General features: G+C 51.7%; 14 protein-coding genes. 8 read left to right on the plus strand and 6 right to left on the minus strand.

Annotated elements, in window-relative coordinates; genetic code table 11:
• Positions 1-70 precede the first annotated feature (70 nt).
• From J4685_RS05570 to rpsT, 3 genes are all read right to left on the minus strand, one after another.
• A complete protein-coding gene (locus J4685_RS05570) occupies positions 71-2,086 on the minus strand; it encodes a TIM-barrel domain-containing protein (protein WP_001116455.1) in 2,016 nt (671 codons plus the stop codon).
• A gap of 39 nt (positions 2,087-2,125) precedes the next feature.
• Positions 2,126-3,499 carry an MFS transporter gene (locus J4685_RS05575; protein WP_011232963.1) on the minus strand — a complete coding sequence of 458 codons (1,374 nt, stop codon included), beginning with the start codon at positions 3,497-3,499 and terminating at the stop codon, positions 2,126-2,128.
• Between the two features lie 455 nt (positions 3,500-3,954).
• Positions 3,955-4,218 (minus strand): 30S ribosomal protein S20, encoded by a 264-nt coding sequence (rpsT, locus tag J4685_RS05580; protein ID WP_001518655.1) that lies wholly within the window; start codon positions 4,216-4,218, stop codon positions 3,955-3,957.
• 105 nt (positions 4,219-4,323) lie between these two features.
• Between rpsT and J4685_RS05585 the strand changes: the two genes are divergently transcribed.
• The 8 genes from J4685_RS05585 (at position 4,324) to rihC (ending at position 12,753) form a co-directional block, all read left to right on the plus strand.
• Positions 4,324-4,539, plus strand: a complete 216-nt coding sequence (locus J4685_RS05585; RefSeq protein WP_001575565.1) for a YaaY family protein — start codon at positions 4,324-4,326, stop codon at positions 4,537-4,539.
• Positions 4,540-4,546: 7 nt separating this feature from the next.
• Positions 4,547-5,485 carry a bifunctional riboflavin kinase/FAD synthetase gene (ribF, locus tag J4685_RS05590; protein ID WP_000767318.1) on the plus strand — a complete coding sequence of 313 codons (939 nt, stop codon included), beginning with the start codon at positions 4,547-4,549 and terminating at the stop codon, positions 5,483-5,485.
• Positions 5,486-5,529: 44 nt separating this feature from the next.
• Positions 5,530-8,364, plus strand: coding sequence for an isoleucine--tRNA ligase (ileS, locus tag J4685_RS05595; protein ID WP_011232964.1), 2,835 nt, complete (start codon positions 5,530-5,532; stop codon positions 8,362-8,364).
• On the plus strand, positions 8,364-8,864 hold the full coding sequence (gene lspA, locus J4685_RS05600) for a signal peptidase II (protein WP_000042738.1): 501 nt from the start codon (positions 8,364-8,366) through the stop codon (positions 8,862-8,864). Before ileS ends, lspA begins: the two co-directional genes overlap by 1 nt.
• 154 nt (positions 8,865-9,018) lie before the next feature.
• Positions 9,019-9,468: an FKBP-type peptidyl-prolyl cis-trans isomerase gene (fkpB, locus tag J4685_RS05605; RefSeq protein ID WP_000047269.1), complete on the plus strand. Its 450-nt coding sequence runs from the start codon at positions 9,019-9,021 to the stop codon at positions 9,466-9,468.
• Between the two features lie 2 nt (positions 9,469-9,470).
• Positions 9,471-10,421 (plus strand): 4-hydroxy-3-methylbut-2-enyl diphosphate reductase, encoded by a 951-nt coding sequence (ispH, locus tag J4685_RS05610; RefSeq protein ID WP_001166415.1) that lies wholly within the window; start codon positions 9,471-9,473, stop codon positions 10,419-10,421.
• 199 nt (positions 10,422-10,620) lie between these two features.
• The gene (locus J4685_RS05615) at positions 10,621-11,823 is read left to right on the plus strand and encodes an XAC2610-related protein (protein ID WP_000516330.1); all 1,203 of its coding nucleotides are present in this window, start codon (positions 10,621-10,623) and stop codon (positions 11,821-11,823) included.
• 15 nt (positions 11,824-11,838) lie between these two features.
• The gene (gene rihC / locus J4685_RS05620; protein WP_000127284.1) at positions 11,839-12,753 is read left to right on the plus strand and encodes a ribonucleoside hydrolase RihC; all 915 of its coding nucleotides are present in this window, start codon (positions 11,839-11,841) and stop codon (positions 12,751-12,753) included.
• A gap of 21 nt (positions 12,754-12,774) precedes the next feature.
• On the opposite strand, the gene J4685_RS05625 is transcribed toward rihC, so the two are convergent.
• From J4685_RS05625 to J4685_RS05635, 3 genes are all read right to left on the minus strand, one after another.
• Positions 12,775-13,461: a response regulator gene (locus J4685_RS05625; protein ID WP_000377415.1), complete on the minus strand. Its 687-nt coding sequence runs from the start codon at positions 13,459-13,461 to the stop codon at positions 12,775-12,777.
• Between the two features lies 1 nt (position 13,462).
• Positions 13,463-15,082 carry a sensor histidine kinase gene (locus J4685_RS05630; RefSeq protein ID WP_012532491.1) on the minus strand — a complete coding sequence of 540 codons (1,620 nt, stop codon included), beginning with the start codon at positions 15,080-15,082 and terminating at the stop codon, positions 13,463-13,465.
• A gap of 134 nt (positions 15,083-15,216) precedes the next feature.
• Positions 15,217-15,448 (minus strand): sodium ion-translocating decarboxylase subunit beta (locus tag J4685_RS05635; RefSeq protein WP_072100139.1); only part of this gene is annotated, 232 nt, incomplete at its 5' end.

Raw genomic sequence — 15,448 nt, forward strand, 5'->3', positions numbered from 1 at the left:
ACCGTAATACTTCCGGCTGCGGAACTAACCCGCAGCCGGAATCATTCTACAAGTTCAGTAGGCTACGGTACTACCCACCTTCGCGGATAAACACCGGAATTCTGTTCAGTGGCGTAGCGTAATGCAGCGTCTGCCCTCCTGAATAGCTTTTACCGGTCGCAAGATCCGTCCATGTTTCCCCTTCTGGTAGCCAGACATCACGTTCGCGCATACCTTCATGCATGACGGGGGCGATCAGCAGGTCAGGACCAAAACAGTACTGGTCGGTGATTGTCCAACTTGTTTCCTGTTCGGGGAATTCAAAGAACAGGGGGCGCATCACTGGCGTATTGTGCTTATGGGTTTCCTCCATCAGCGCTTTGATATAGGGCTTGAGTTTTTCTCGCAACGCCAGGCAACCTGTCAGTACGTCGCATACTTCCTCACCGTAGCTCCAGACCTCGTTCGGCGCACCTGTAGGGCACTGGGCGATACCATCCCGATACGGTTGCGCGGGTAAAATTTGCGGATCGCGGTTGCCGTGCAGACGCATCACCGGACTAAAGACGCCCCACTGGAACCAGCGAATCAGCAATTCATGGAATTTCGGGTCGTGAATATTACCGCCATGGAAACCGCCGATATCCGTCGTCCACCACGGTATCCCTGCTATTCCCATATTGAGTCCGGCGGCAAACTGGTTGCGCAGCGATCTAAACGAGGAGTGAATATCCCCTGACCAGACCAGAGCGCCGTACTTCTGACTGCCGGCCCAGGCGCAGCGTAGCAGGTTGATAACCTGGTCTTCGCCATCGGCTTTCATGCCATCAAAAAAGGTTTTAGCGTACATGCGTGGGTAGATATTGCCCACTTCCAGTACCGGTCCGGCATGGTAGCGATAGTTGTCGTAGTCGTAAACGCTGAACTCAGGTTCGGCTTCATCTAACCAGAATAGCTTCACGCCTTTATCGTAATAGTTGCGTTTGGCTTTGCCCCAGACATAGTCGCGCGCGCCCGGATGAGTCGCATCAAAGTAAGTGGTATTGCCGAGGAAATCCATATTGATCGGCAAGCCACGTTCCGTTTGTACCAGCCAGCCGTTTTCACGCATCTCCCGATAGCTTTCGGTACGGTTATCCACCGTCGGCCAGACGGAGACCATCAGCTCAATTCCCAGCGATTTCAGCTCGGCAATCATGGCATCAGGATCGGGCCAGTCGCGCGCATCGAACATCCAGTCACCCTGATTCGGCCAGTGAAAGAAGTCGATAACGATCACCGAGATAGGTAGATTGCGGCGCTTATATTCGCGGGCGACCTCCAGCAGCTCTTCCTGCGTACGATAACGGAGTTTGCACTGCCAGAAGCCCATGGCGTAGTCCGGCATCATCGGCGGCGTGCCGGTAGCCAGCGCGTAAGCCCGGCTAATTTCTGCCGGGGTATCGCCAGCCGTGATCCAGTAGTCTAACTGTTCGCTGACCTGCGCTTCCCATTCGGTAACGTTTTGGGCAAAGGTTACGCGTCCGACTGCCGGGTTGTTCCATAAAAATCCGTAGCCCAGACTGGAGAGCATAAATGGTACTGAGGCCTGGGAGTTACGTTGCGCTAGCTCAAGCACGCATCCTTTGAGATCCAGGTTGGCCTGTTGATACTGCCCCATGCCATAAATTTTTTCCCCTTCGGTGGCTTCGAAGCGGGCTTTCAGTGAATATTTCCCACCCTGAATCGGGCGGAACTCGCGTCCCTCAAGGTTGAGTGCGCTGACGTACTGGCCGTGAGATGATTCATCCTCGCCAATTTCGCCCCGCAGGCGCCAAAACTCCTGCAACAGGGGTTTGTGTGGATGGCGGTAAAAGGTAACTTGTCCTTTTTGATTGACGATAGCGATAATTTTGCCGTTGGTCAGCGTTGCCTGGTGATGCTCATAATCAATGTGGCACTGGCTTTCTGCGACTGGCTCAGTCAATGCCCAGTCTTCATTTCTCATTACCGGCAGATGACGGCCACTGCGTACGCGCAGGCTGTTCTCGCCCCAGGGTTCAATCCATAAATAGCGATCGTTTTGCTGCCAGACCAGACGACGTGGGTCTTGTTGCATAAATGGCATGGTGGTGCCTCCCATATTCGAGGGTGAAGGTAAAGAACGTTATGAGTTGATGGTTTCCAGATCGTGGCGAATCTTCTCTTCCATCGCTTCGTATTTGCGAAAGAAAAGTAGTGGGATCGCTGCGAGCGCGAAGAGTAGGGCGGGTGCCCAGATAAAGGCCCAGGTAATTCCCTCCAGACCCGCAGCACTCTGGGCATTGTTGGGGACATAGCCAAAACTGTTCATGATCCAGGCGGCTAAAGCAGTACCGAGGCCACTACCCATCTTGATGCAGAAGGTACTGCCGAAGGCGATAAGAATGCCGGTAGCCTTAATACCGGTCTTCCAGGCGCCGAAATCAACGGCGAAGCCCAGCATGACAAATGGCATTGAGCAGGCGATACCGCTGCCGATATTGCCGAGTATCCAGGCGGCGATGAGGAAAGTAATGTTGTCCGCTGCCAGCCACATCATGACGCCGCCAAACGTGGCGACCAGCAGACCGCCTACCCATATCCAGGTTTTAGCCAGGTATTTGCTAAAGAAGGGGATAGCGATGATAAACAGGATCTGAATCGTTGCCAGGCTGTTAATCAGCGGCACCAGATCTTTACGGTCGAGGTTGTAGGTCAGATAATAGACAATGGTCGTGGAGCGCTGCTGTAGGGCAATCCAGAAGATCAGATTAGCCAGCACCATCAGAATCCATGGCCAGTTACCTTTCATCGCCGCGAAACTTTTTTTCATCGGCAACTTAGGTTCATGCTGTATTTTATCCGCATCCATTTCACGAATGTTTTTAAACGCAAAGAGCGTTAGCGCGCAAGATATAATGGCAAATGTAATCGCCGTATAAATAAAACCAGCGTGATCATCACCGTTACCTAAAAAAGCGATTAACGGCAAGGCGGTCGCGTTCATTAATAAAACCCCAATTTGCCCACCGGTCATTCGCCAGGAATTTAAAACCAGTCTTTCCTTGGGAGATAAGGTCATCAGAGGTAATATTGCACTGAGTGGTGTATTAAGTCCGGTAAATAGAATGCTGGCAATCATATAAGATATTGCTGCATAGATGGCTTTTCCTGTCATACTGATATCAGGAGACCAAAATGACAGCGCGCTGAATACCGCAAAAGGCAGCGGTAACCATAAAAACCAGGGACGACATTTACCGTAGCGTGAACGCGTTTTATCGATGATGATCCCCCATATAGGGGCGTCTATGCCATCGACAATACGCGCCAGCAGCAGGATAACGCCTGCTACAGCAAGGCTAATACCTGCAACGTCTGTGTAGAAATATAAAATGTACGTTGAACCGAAGCAGTACAGCAGATTACCCGCCACATCCAAAGAGCCGTAACTAATACGCTGTAGTAAAGACAATGATGCTGACCCGGAAGGCTGGGTATCCTCAATGACAGAACTCATAATGATAACTCCGATATTGGTACGATACGCCCAGAAAAACAACCTCTACTTTCTAAGCAAGTTTTGAATATTATTTTTATGTCGTTTCTGAATTTAACCTCAGATTAAAATGAGTAAGTAAGGTGTACATGAAAAGTAGTTAACCCGACGGCATCAATCAATTATTAAATCTTACATCAGGATTGCGTTTATTAGTTTTTAAATGAGCGATGTTTTTATTTGCTAAGGTGGTCACAGTTTTTTCAGTAATGAAATAAGAAAAGGAAAACAGTGAAAGAAAATAACTTTCAAGTATTACGTGACTGAGGGAGGGGGAGCTGAAAAAATAGGCTGGTCAGGAAGAGCGTGAACGAGTGAGGTCAGAGCCAGCGGTTGACGAGCAAAACGGCAGATAGCAGGCATAAAAAAACCCGCTTTACGCGGGTTTTTCTACAAAGCTGATAACAAGCAGGCGATTAAGCCAGTTTGTTGATCTGTGCAGTCAGGTTAGCTTTATGACGTGCAGCTTTGTTTTTGTGGATCAGACCTTTAGCAGCCTGACGGTCCACGATCGGTTGCATTTCGTTAAATGCTTTCAGTGCAGCAGCTTTGTCGCCAGCTTCGATAGCTGCGTATACTTTCTTGATGAAAGTACGCATCATAGAGCGACGGCTTGCGTTGTGCTTACGAGCCTTTTCAGACTGAACGGCGCGCTTCTTAGCTGATTTGATATTAGCCAAGGTCCAACTCCCAAATGTGTTCTATATGGACAATTCAAAGGCCGAGGAATATGCCCTTTTAGCCTTCTTTTGTCAATGGATTTGTGCAAATAAGCGCCGTTTAAATTGCAGCACTCGTTGCGTAGTGATGGCGCAGGATTCTACCAGCTTGCGTGCTGTGAATACAGCCTTTCCATGAGAAAAATTGCATTAAGCGGCGGGTTTTGGGGCGGAGTTTGCCGCATGGCGATGAAAAGCATCTTCTTTATGTTTCATCAGGGCAATCGTCGGTTAACCTTGACCGCTGTACAAGGTATACTCTTGCGATTTTCACTGTTTTGAGTCAGACATGAAGCTGATACGCGGCATACATAATCTCAGTCAGGCCCCGCATGGGTGTGTGCTGACCATTGGTAATTTCGACGGCGTACATCGGGGGCATCGCGCTCTACTGCAGGGTTTGCAGGAAGAAGGACGCAGACGCGGTCTGCCGGTGGTGGTCATGATTTTCGAACCGCAGCCGCAGGAGCTGTTCGCGACGGATAAAGCGCCCGCTCGCCTGACGCGCCTGCGTGAAAAACTGCATTACCTTGCGCAGTGCGGCGTGGACTATGTGCTATGCGTGAAATTCGATCGCCGCTTTGCCGCTTTGACGGCGCAAACGTTTATCAGCGAACTGCTGGTGGAGCGACTTGGCGTGCAATTTCTTGCCGTCGGCGATGATTTCCGCTTTGGTGCTAGCCGCGCGGGCGATTTCTTGTTATTACAGAAGGCGGGGGTGGAGTATGGTTTTGCGGTTTCCAGCACCCAAACCTTTTGTGAAGGCGGCGTGCGTATCAGTAGTACCGCAGTGAGACAGGCGCTGGCGGAAGATAACCTGGCGCTTGCCGAAAGCCTGCTGGGACATCCCTTTACTATTTCCGGGCGTGTCGTTCATGGCGACGAGCTGGGACGTACCATTGGCTTCCCGACGGCGAACTTACCGCTGCGCCGTCAGGTCTCCCCGGTCAAAGGGGTCTATGCGGTGGAAGTCACCGGGCTTGGCGATAAGCCGTTACCCGGCGTAGCGAACATTGGCACTCGTCCAACGGTGGCTGGCGTGCGTCAACAACTGGAAGTGCATCTGCTGGACGTTGTAATGGACCTCTACGGTCGCCATATAGATGTAATACTGCGTAAAAAGATACGTAATGAGCAGCGATTTGCGTCGCTTGATGAGCTAAAAGCGCAAATCGCACGCGATGAGTTAACGGCCCGCAAGTTTTTTGGGCTAGCCGGGCAGGTGTAACCCTGACGGTGTTTATCAAACCGAAATACGGAACCGAGAATCTGATGAGTGACTATAAATCGACCCTGAATTTGCCGGAAACAGGGTTCCCGATGCGCGGCGACCTCGCCAAGCGTGAACCGGGAATGCTGGCGCGTTGGACCGATGATGATCTGTACGGCATCATTCGTGCGGCCAAAAAAGGCAAAAAAACCTTCATTCTGCATGATGGCCCTCCATATGCGAATGGCAGCATTCATATTGGTCACTCAGTTAACAAGATTCTGAAAGACATTATCGTGAAGTCCAAAGGGCTGTCTGGATTTGACTCGCCTTACGTGCCGGGCTGGGACTGTCACGGTCTGCCTATCGAGCTGAAAGTCGAGCAGGAGTTCGGTAAGCCGGGCGAGAAATTCACCGCCGCTGAATTCCGCGCCAAGTGCCGCGAATATGCCGCTACGCAGGTTGACGGCCAGCGTAAAGACTTCATTCGTCTGGGCGTGTTGGGCGACTGGTCGCATCCGTACCTGACCATGGACTTCAAAACCGAAGCCAACATCATCCGCGCGCTGGGCAGAATTATCAAAAACGGTCATCTGCACAAAGGCGCTAAGCCGGTGCACTGGTGCGTTGACTGCCGTTCCGCGCTGGCGGAAGCGGAAGTTGAATATTACGACAAAACGTCACCGTCTATCGACGTGGCGTTCCGCGCCGTCGATCAGGATGCGGTGAAAGCGAAGTTTGGTCTGCCGGGCGTGAGCGGCCCTGTGTCGCTGGTTATCTGGACCACCACGCCGTGGACACTACCGGCTAACCGCGCCATCTCCCTGGCGCCGGACTTTGATTATGCGCTGGTGCAGATTGACGGCCAGGCGGTGATTCTGGCGAAAGATCTGGTTGAAAGCGTCATGCAGCGTATTGGCGCGGCTGAATACACCATTCTCGGCACCGTTAAAGGCGCGGAGCTGGAACTGTTGCGCTTTACCCATCCGTTTATGGGCTTTGACGTGCCTGCGATCCTCGGCGATCACGTCACCCTGGACGCCGGTACCGGCGCGGTACATACCGCCCCTGGTCACGGCCCGGATGACTACGTGATCGGCCAAAAGTATGGCCTGGAAACGGCTAACCCGGTTGGGCCGGACGGCGCTTACCTGCCAGGCACATATCCAACGCTTGACGGTGTTAACGTCTTCAAGGCGAACGATATCGTTATTGAACTGCTGAAAGAAAAAGGCGCGCTACTGCATGTCGAAAAAATGCAGCACAGCTATCCGTGCTGTTGGCGTCACAAAACGCCGATCATTTTCCGCGCGACCCCGCAGTGGTTCGTCAGCATGGATAAAGAAGGGCTTCGTCAACAGTCCCTGAAAGAGATCAAAGGCGTTCAGTGGATCCCGGACTGGGGTCAGGCGCGTATTGAATCAATGGTCGCTAACCGTCCTGACTGGTGTATCTCACGTCAGCGTACCTGGGGCGTACCGATGTCGCTGTTCGTGCATAAAGAAACGCAGGAGCTGCTGCCGATTGAGCGTACTCTGGCGGCGATGGAAGAGGTGGCGAAACGCGTCGAAGTTGACGGTATCCAGGCGTGGTGGGATCTCGACCCGAAAGAGATCCTCGGCGAAGATGCTGATCAATACGAGAAAGTTCCGGATACGTTGGACGTTTGGTTTGATTCCGGTTCCACCAGTTACTCCGTGGTTGATGCACGTCCGGAATTCGCCGGTCATGCTGCCGATATGTATCTGGAAGGGTCTGACCAGCATCGCGGCTGGTTTATGTCCTCCCTGATGATTAGCGTGGCGATGAAAGGCAAAGCGCCATACCGCCAGGTACTGACTCACGGCTTCACCGTCGATGGTCAGGGGCGCAAGATGTCCAAGTCCATCGGTAACACCGTGTCGCCGCAGGATGTGATGAATAAACTGGGCGCGGATATCCTGCGTCTGTGGGTAGCGTCTACTGACTATACCGGCGAAATGGCGGTCTCTGACGAAATCCTGAAACGTGCTGCCGACAGCTATCGCCGTATCCGTAATACCGCGCGCTTCCTGCTGGCGAACCTTAATGGCTTCAATCCGGCCACCGATATGGTCAAACCGGAAGAGATGGTGGTGCTGGACAGGTGGGCGGTGGGCTGCGCGAAAACGGCGCAGCAAGAGATTCTGAAGGCATACGAAGCTTACGACTTCCATGAAGTGGTACAGCGCCTGATGCGCTTCTGCTCCGTTGAAATGGGTTCGTTCTACCTCGACATCATCAAAGACCGCCAGTACACCGCGAAGGCTGATAGCGTCGCGCGTCGTAGCTGCCAGACTGCGCTGTATCATATCGCAGAAGCGCTGGTTCGCTGGATGGCGCCGATCATGTCCTTCACGGCTGATGAAATCTGGGGCTACCTGCTGGGCGAGCGTGAAAAATATGTCTTCACCGGCGAATGGTACGACGGGTTGTTTGGCCTGGAAGAGAATGAAGAATTTAATGACGCATTCTGGGACGATGTCCGCTATATCAAGGACCAGATCAACAAAGAGCTGGAAAATCAGAAAGCCAATGGCATCAAATCGAACCTGGAAGCAAAAGTGACGCTGAAATATGCTGACGATGCTAACGGTACGATCAAGAAGCTGAAACTGTTGGGTGAAGAGGTCAGATTTATCTTCATTACTTCCCAGTTCGTGATTTCTGAGCAAGCGGGGGGTATTGATGATGAAAATATTCAGTACAATGCTGGTAATACGACAGTTCAGGCAGTGGTAACGCGTGCCGAGGGTGATAAGTGTCCGCGCTGCTGGCACTACACTACTGATGTCGGCAAGGTGGCGGAACATGCAGATATCTGCGGACGCTGTGTCAGCAACATCGCCGGTAATGGCGAACAACGTAAATTTGCCTGATGAGTAAACCACTCTGTTCAACAGGACTACGCTGGCTATGGCTGGTAGTAGTCGTGCTGATTATCGATTTGGGCAGCAAATACCTGATCCTCCAGAATTTCGCTCTGGGGGATACGGTAGGGCTGTTCCCGTCGCTTAATCTGCATTATGCGCGTAACTACGGCGCGGCTTTTAGCTTCCTGGCGGATAGCGGCGGCTGGCAGCGCTGGTTCTTTGCCGGGATTGCGATAGGGATCTGCGTAATTCTTTTGGTGATGATGTATCGCTCGAAAGCGACGCAGAAGCTGAATAACATCGCTTATGCGCTCATTATTGGCGGCGCGCTGGGTAATTTGTTCGATCGTCTGTGGCACGGCTTCGTTGTCGATATGATCGATTTTTACGTCGGCGACTGGCATTTCGCGACGTTCAACCTTGCCGATACGGCAATTTGTATCGGTGCTGCGCTGATAGTACTGGAAGGCTTTTTGCCGAAGCCGACAGCGAAAGAACAGGCATAAGCGTAAATACCGGGTTGCGCTTATCCGGTTTTGTAGGCCTGATAAGCGCAGCGCCATCAGGCAAACGTGGTGCCGGATGGCGGTGAAAACGCCTTATCCGGCCTACGGTTTTATCGTTCTTTGTGCCTCCGGGCAAAACACGTGAGCAATTTGCATGTCTAAATCCGTACAGAGCAACAGCGCGATCCTCGTTCACTTCACCCTGAAACTGGATGATGGCTCAACGGCGGAATCTACCCGCAATAACGGCAAGCCAGCCCTGTTCCGTCTTGGCGATACCTCGCTTTCCGAAGGTCTGGAGCAGCAGCTTCTGGGGTTGAAAGAAGGGGAAAAGAAAGCGTTTTCGCTGGAGCCTGACGCCGCGTTTGGCGTCCCCAGTCCGGACTTGATCCAGTATTTCTCGCGCCGTGAGTTTATGGCGGCGGGCGAACCGGAAGTCGGGGCGATTATGCTTTTTACCGCAATGGATGGCAGCGAAATGCCTGGCGTGATTCGCGAAATCAACGGCGACTCGATTACCGTTGATTTTAACCATCCGCTGGCCGGGCATACCGTTCACTTTGATATTGAAGTGCTGGAAATCGATCCGGCGCTGGAGGCATAAACATGCAGATCCTGTTGGCCAACCCACGCGGTTTTTGCGCCGGGGTAGACCGCGCTATCAGCATTGTTGAAAATGCGCTCGCCATTTACGGCGCGCCAATTTACGTTCGGCACGAAGTCGTGCATAACCGCTATGTAGTGGACAGCCTGCGCAAGCGCGGGGCGATCTTTATAGAGCAAATTAGCGAAGTGCCGGATGGCGCCATTCTGATCTTCTCCGCTCACGGGGTTTCCCAGGCGGTGCGTAACGAGGCGAAAAGCCGCGATCTTACCGTTTTTGACGCCACCTGCCCGCTGGTGACGAAAGTCCATATGGAAGTGGCGCGCGCCAGCCGTCGCGGTGAAGAATCTATTCTCATCGGCCACGCCGGGCACCCGGAAGTGGAAGGCACCATGGGTCAGTACAGCAATCCGGAAGGGGGGATGTTCCTGGTGGAGTCGCCAGAGGACGTCTGGACGCTGAATGTCAAAAATGAAGGCAAGCTCTCCTTCATGACGCAAACCACGCTTTCCGTGGACGATACGTCCGATGTGATTGATGCGCTGCGTAAACGCTTTCCGAAAATCGTCGGCCCGCGCAAAGACGATATTTGCTATGCCACTACTAATCGTCAGGAAGCGGTGCGGGCGTTGGCGGAGCAGGCTGACGTGGTGCTGGTGGTCGGCTCGAAAAACTCTTCTAACTCTAACCGGCTGGCGGAACTGGCCCAACGGATGGGAAGAACCGCGTTTCTTATCGACGATGCGGCGGATATCCAGGAGGCGTGGGTGAAAGACGCCGCCTGCGTCGGCGTCACCGCAGGCGCTTCCGCGCCGGATATTCTGGTGCAGAATGTTATTGCGCGTCTGCGCGAGTTTGGCGGCGGCGAAGCCGTCACGCTTGAGGGGCGCGAAGAAAATATTGTTTTCGAAGTGCCGAAAGAGCTGCGTGTGGATGTTCGTGAAGTCGAATAAGATTTCACAATTCAGAAATCTGCCCGATGACGCTACGCTGACCAGATCTTAAGGATTTCTTTTGATATTCAATGTGCGACAGGAAAAATAAGGCGTAGTCGTCATCCGGTGCTAATGCCCCACCTTTTTGCTATTCATCTGAAAAACCAGCACAATCGTTGCTGGTTTTTGGGTTGTAATGCCTACAGGGATAAGGGAAATGGGCAAAATAAAATATGGATTGCCAACGTTACTCGCCATCGGCTTTTGGATGGACGCAACAAGCGCCACGGTGCTGGAGCTACCTGCCTGGGAGCGAAACTATACCGGGACTATCGCGGGGAAACCGGTAAACGTTAATATCACGCGATTTGGTAACACGCTTTATGGGTATTACTGCTATGAACCTTGCAATCAGCACAAGGCAGTGATTGTTCTACGCGGCTCACTCCAGGATAAAGAGGTGCATCTTGAAGAACGCGTAAAGGCGCTTTCGGGTTACTGGAATGCGGAAATCTCCAGCAGTGAGATTAAAGGCGAATGGACGTCCGCAGATAAAAAACGACATTTTCCTGTTGCCCTTATCTATTACAAACCTAAAAACTCCCCTGATATTGTGCTGGTCACGAACACGAATGATGCAGGGGGTTACGACCCTTCCAAAGAGATTGATTGCGGCAATACGCCGGCCATTTCGGCGATAAAATTATACCGTGATGGTAAACTCATACAGACCTTAGATACCGCCTCGGTGGGCACTTGTAGCCCGTTTATGCCTCAATGGGGAGATGTCAATTTTGATGGCTACCCAGATCTATCGATTGTAACAGAGTTACTTGCTGGGCCGGATGCTCCAGTACAAACATGGCTCTATGACCCCGCCAAACAGCGTTATGTTGATGCGCCAGCGTCTTATCAGGAAATCACTTCACCAGAGATCGATGCTGAACATAAACAGATTGTCAGCTATTGGCGCGGCGGTTGCTGCAGCCATGGCGTCAATGTGTATCGCTGGAAAGGAAAAACGATTGAACTGATCGATCGCGGTGAAAGCTACTTTCAGCCTGTGATAAGTAAAGGCAAAATGTATAACTGCTACATGACACCTTCCTACGCTGATGGGCGTATTATTTATCCGCTAGTACGTAAAAATGGTCATTTGACGCCGCCTTTTAGCCTTGATGGGACGTGTCAATCTTTTTGGCTAACCGGTAATGTTCGTACCGTGATTCAGGCAGAAAAACCCGGCGCTGAGCCCGAATCGCTTGAGATTCAGTGGCAGGAAAACAAAGCATCGCCAGGGCGTTTTTGCCCATTAGTTCCGTTTGTCGAAGGTGATAAGCTAAGTCCGCGTCTGGTGACGGATGACGATGTGCCTGATGCCTGTATCAGTCGCGCTGAGTATGAAGATATAAAACAATAGGTCAGGAGAGCATTAATGACAGCATCCCTACACATTATTCTTGATACCGATCCGGGCATTGATGACGCGGCTGCGATTGCCGCTGCGCTGTTCGCCCCCCAGCTTGATCTGCAACTAATAACCACCGTCGCAGGCAATGTTTCCGTTGAAAAAACGACCCGTAATGCGTTGCAGCTTCTGCATTTCTGGAACAGCGATATCCCACTTGCCCAGGGGGCCGCGACACCGCTGCTGCGTCCGTTACGCGATGCGGCATACGTCCACGGCGAATCCGGTATGGAAGGCTATGATTTTGTCGACCATCAGCGTCAACCGTTGGCGAAGCCTGCGTTTATCTCTATCCGTGATGTGCTGATGAACGCCCCGGAGCCCATGACATTAGTGGCGATTGGGCCATTGACCAATATTGCGTTGCTACTGATGCACTATCCGGAGTGTGCGTGTAACATTCGCCGTCTGGTGTTGATGGGCGGTTCCGCAGGGCGCGGCAATTTTACGCCTAATGCTGAATTTAACATTGCTGTCGATCCGGAAGCCGCCGCCCACGTATTTCGTAGCGGCATTGAGATTGTGATGTGTGGGCTTGACGTCACGAATCAGGCAATGCTCTCGCCAGATTTTCTGAATAAACTGCCCGCGCTGAATCGCACCGGTAAGATGTTGCACAGCCTGTTCAACCATTATCGCAGCGGTAGTATGCGCACTGGCGTCCGGATGCACGATCTCTGCGCTATCGCCTGGCTGGTGCGTCCGGAGCTTTTTACCCTGCAATCCTGTTTTGTGGCTGTAGAAACGCAGGGGGAATATACCGCAGGCACGACGGTCGTTGATATTGAAGGGCGTCTGGGGCAGCCCGCCAACGCGCAGATGGCGCTGGATGTGGACGGTTTTCGTCAGTGGGTGGCTGAGGTGTTTGCCTATGCACCGTAATTACATGTTGGCGCCATAATCTCATACTTTGCCGCGATAGAGTCTCTCCGGCCTGCCCACTTTCCCGTAGCTGATCTCCGCTTCGAGAAAGTTATTTTTCACGCCTTGTTCCAGATAGCGTCGGGCAGTGGTTTTACTGCTGCCCAGAATTTGCGCCAGAGTGTCTGCTGTATGTACTGCCTGCGGGTCGGCGAATATTTGTCGTACCCGGTTGAAGGTGTTTTCATCAATTCCCCGCAGTCCGCTATTCGGTTCTGCGGTTTGTTCTTTGGCCTGGATATTAAATAAGGCATCAACGTGCGTCTGGTTTGCCTGCTCACTGGAACGTAACGAACTGCGGTAACGGGTGAACCGCTCCAGGGTATGCTGCAGGCGCTGATAATGTACCGGCTTAATCAGATAATCGAATACGCCCATGCGTAAGGCATCGCTGATGGTATCCATATGATTGTCGGCGGTAATGAAAATAATTCGCCCCGTGTAGTTGGTGCTGATGGTATGACGAATTAAATCGATCCCTTTGCCATCGGGTAAAAAATTATCCAATAGAATTAACTGTGGTTGATAGAGGCGTATTTGCTTCTTCGCACTTTCCAGCTTGTCTGCGATACCGACGATTGAAAACTGAGGAAAAAGCTTGATGGTGTCCACCAGGATTTCCGCTAGCATCGGTTCGTCTTCAACGATGAGTGTCGTAATGCTATCCATGTTATTCTTCTCTGGTAAAAGGGATATAGAGGGTAAATATGGTGCCAAAAGGATTATTGTTATCGACGATAATGTCACCATTGGCCTGCTTGACGTAGCTGTGCACCAACCATAATCCAATTCCGTGATCGCCGTTGTTGTGGGTGGTCACTCCACGCTCGAAAATATGCTGGCGGATATTTTCGTCAATACCACATCCCTGATCGGCAACTTCAATAATGACTTCATTATCTTCGCTGTTGATCAGGCACTCAATCTGTCGCGAGCCTTCGCGATTGAGCAGGGTGGCGTTATAGGCGTTGTCCAATAAATTGCCAACAATCGAAATCCATTCATTATGCGAGAGCGATGACGGCAGGTGTTCAACAAAGCTTGAAGGATCGAAAATCAGCTCCAGCCCCAGCTCTTTTGCCCGATAATATTTACCGATTAATAGCCCCGCAAGGTGGTGGTCGCGGAAATTATGGGAAATAAAATCGAGTACTTTCTGGTGGCTTTCCGACTGCTGCTGAATCAGCGCCAGCGCATTATCGTAGCGCTTCAGGAACAGCAGTCCGGCAATGGTGGAAATAAGGTTGTGATGCTCATGCTGCACGGCGCGCAGGTTATCGGCGTATTGCCGCACCTGACTTAACTGCAGGCTGAGTGTATTGATATCGTCTTTGTTGCGAAAGCTAATAACCCAGCCCTGAGGCTGGTTGTCAATAATGACCGCCATGCGACTGGCGATGACTTTCATTTGGTTAAAGGTGACGATCTCATCTTTTTTGTTTTTTTGCGGCGCATCGTAAAAGAAGGCCTCCGGCAACACGACATGGTGGATTGCATAGCCAATGAGTTCAGACTCCGGTTGGCTCAGATTCAGTAAGCGGCGAGCCGTTTGGTTAATGGCGGTAATACGGTGATGGGAGTCAATGGCGATCAACCCTTCAAATACCGACTCAAACAACACGCTTTGCTGAATTAATAGTTGTGAAAGCTGCTGCGGCTCCATGTTAAGCATCTGCTTTTTAATATGCAGCGAGAAGCGGCGGGCACAGTACAACAGTACCAGCAGCAGTAACGCCATCGGGAACAGCAACGAGCTGATTTGTAAGTTAAGCCAGCTCTCCAACTGTTCCAGAGTATAGCCGACGGAAACAATACCGATGACTTTACCGGTACTGTCCTGAATCGGGGATTTACCACGTAGGGAAGAGCCTAATGAACCTTTGCGCACCGATACGTAGCTTTTAGCGTTATACAGCGCGTCGTCGCTATCGCCGCCCTCCATATATTTGCCGATCTCATCCGGGTTGACGTGATACAGTCGCTGACCTTTTTCGTTGCCAACGGTAATGTAAGTCGCATCCGAAAACGAGCGCATTGGGTCAATCAGCGCTTTGATGCGTGACAAATCATGCGCCTCTACGGCTTCAACTAATTCTGGCATAGCGGATATTTGCATTGCCTGAATAAGCGCACGTTGGCCCACCTGATAATGCAGGCGCTCTTTCGTGATATCGGTCAGATACCAGGTGATTGCCAGCATCACGATGATGGATGTAAACAGGAACAGTAGAAATATCCGGTTTTGAAACGAGCGTCTGGCAAACCAGCGTGTAATTTCCCGTATAAACATATTGGTATTTAGATATTTAATTACGGTATTTTCTTGCATTCGGCATCACCGGAACCTGAACCAGTTCATACTTACTTTTCTTTCAGAAAAAATTTGGATGAAAATGGGATACGACATGCGTATCCCATCCACTATTACATCGCCAGCACGTATTTCAGCATCACCCCGGCGGCTATCGCCGAGCCAATCACCCCGGCCACGTTCGGGCCCATCGCGTGCATCAGCAGGAAGTTCTGCGGGTCCGACTCCAGCCCCACTTTGTTCGATACGCGTGCCGCCATCGGCACTGCCGACACCCCGGCTGAACCTATCAGCGGGTTGATTTTGTTCTTACTGCACAGGTTCAGCAGCTTCGCCATCAGCACC

Origin of the sequence: Salmonella sp. 32100201201700099SM (assembly GCF_017572645.1) — a bacterium.
Lineage (GTDB): Bacteria > Pseudomonadota > Gammaproteobacteria > Enterobacterales > Enterobacteriaceae > Salmonella > Salmonella enterica.

Bases quoted from the DNA above. Each gene is read 5' to 3' on its own strand.
- J4685_RS05625 (WP_000377415.1), bottom strand. From the start codon at position 13,461: ATGGATAGCATTACGACACTCATCGTTGAAGACGAACCGATGCTAGCG.
- ispH (WP_001166415.1), top strand. From the start codon at position 9,471: ATGCAGATCCTGTTGGCCAACCCACGCGGTTTTTGCGCCGGGGTAGAC.
- ileS (WP_011232964.1), top strand. From the start codon at position 5,530: ATGAGTGACTATAAATCGACCCTGAATTTGCCGGAAACAGGGTTCCCG.
- rihC (WP_000127284.1), top strand. From the start codon at position 11,839: ATGACAGCATCCCTACACATTATTCTTGATACCGATCCGGGCATTGAT.
- lspA (WP_000042738.1), top strand. From the start codon at position 8,364: ATGAGTAAACCACTCTGTTCAACAGGACTACGCTGGCTATGGCTGGTA.
- fkpB (WP_000047269.1), top strand. From the start codon at position 9,019: ATGTCTAAATCCGTACAGAGCAACAGCGCGATCCTCGTTCACTTCACC.
- J4685_RS05615 (WP_000516330.1), top strand. From the start codon at position 10,621: ATGGGCAAAATAAAATATGGATTGCCAACGTTACTCGCCATCGGCTTT.
- J4685_RS05575 (WP_011232963.1), bottom strand. From the start codon at position 3,499: ATGAGTTCTGTCATTGAGGATACCCAGCCTTCCGGGTCAGCATCATTG.
- J4685_RS05630 (WP_012532491.1), bottom strand. From the start codon at position 15,082: ATGTTTATACGGGAAATTACACGCTGGTTTGCCAGACGCTCGTTTCAA.
- J4685_RS05570 (WP_001116455.1), bottom strand. From the start codon at position 2,086: ATGCCATTTATGCAACAAGACCCACGTCGTCTGGTCTGGCAGCAAAAC.
- ribF (WP_000767318.1), top strand. From the start codon at position 4,547: ATGAAGCTGATACGCGGCATACATAATCTCAGTCAGGCCCCGCATGGG.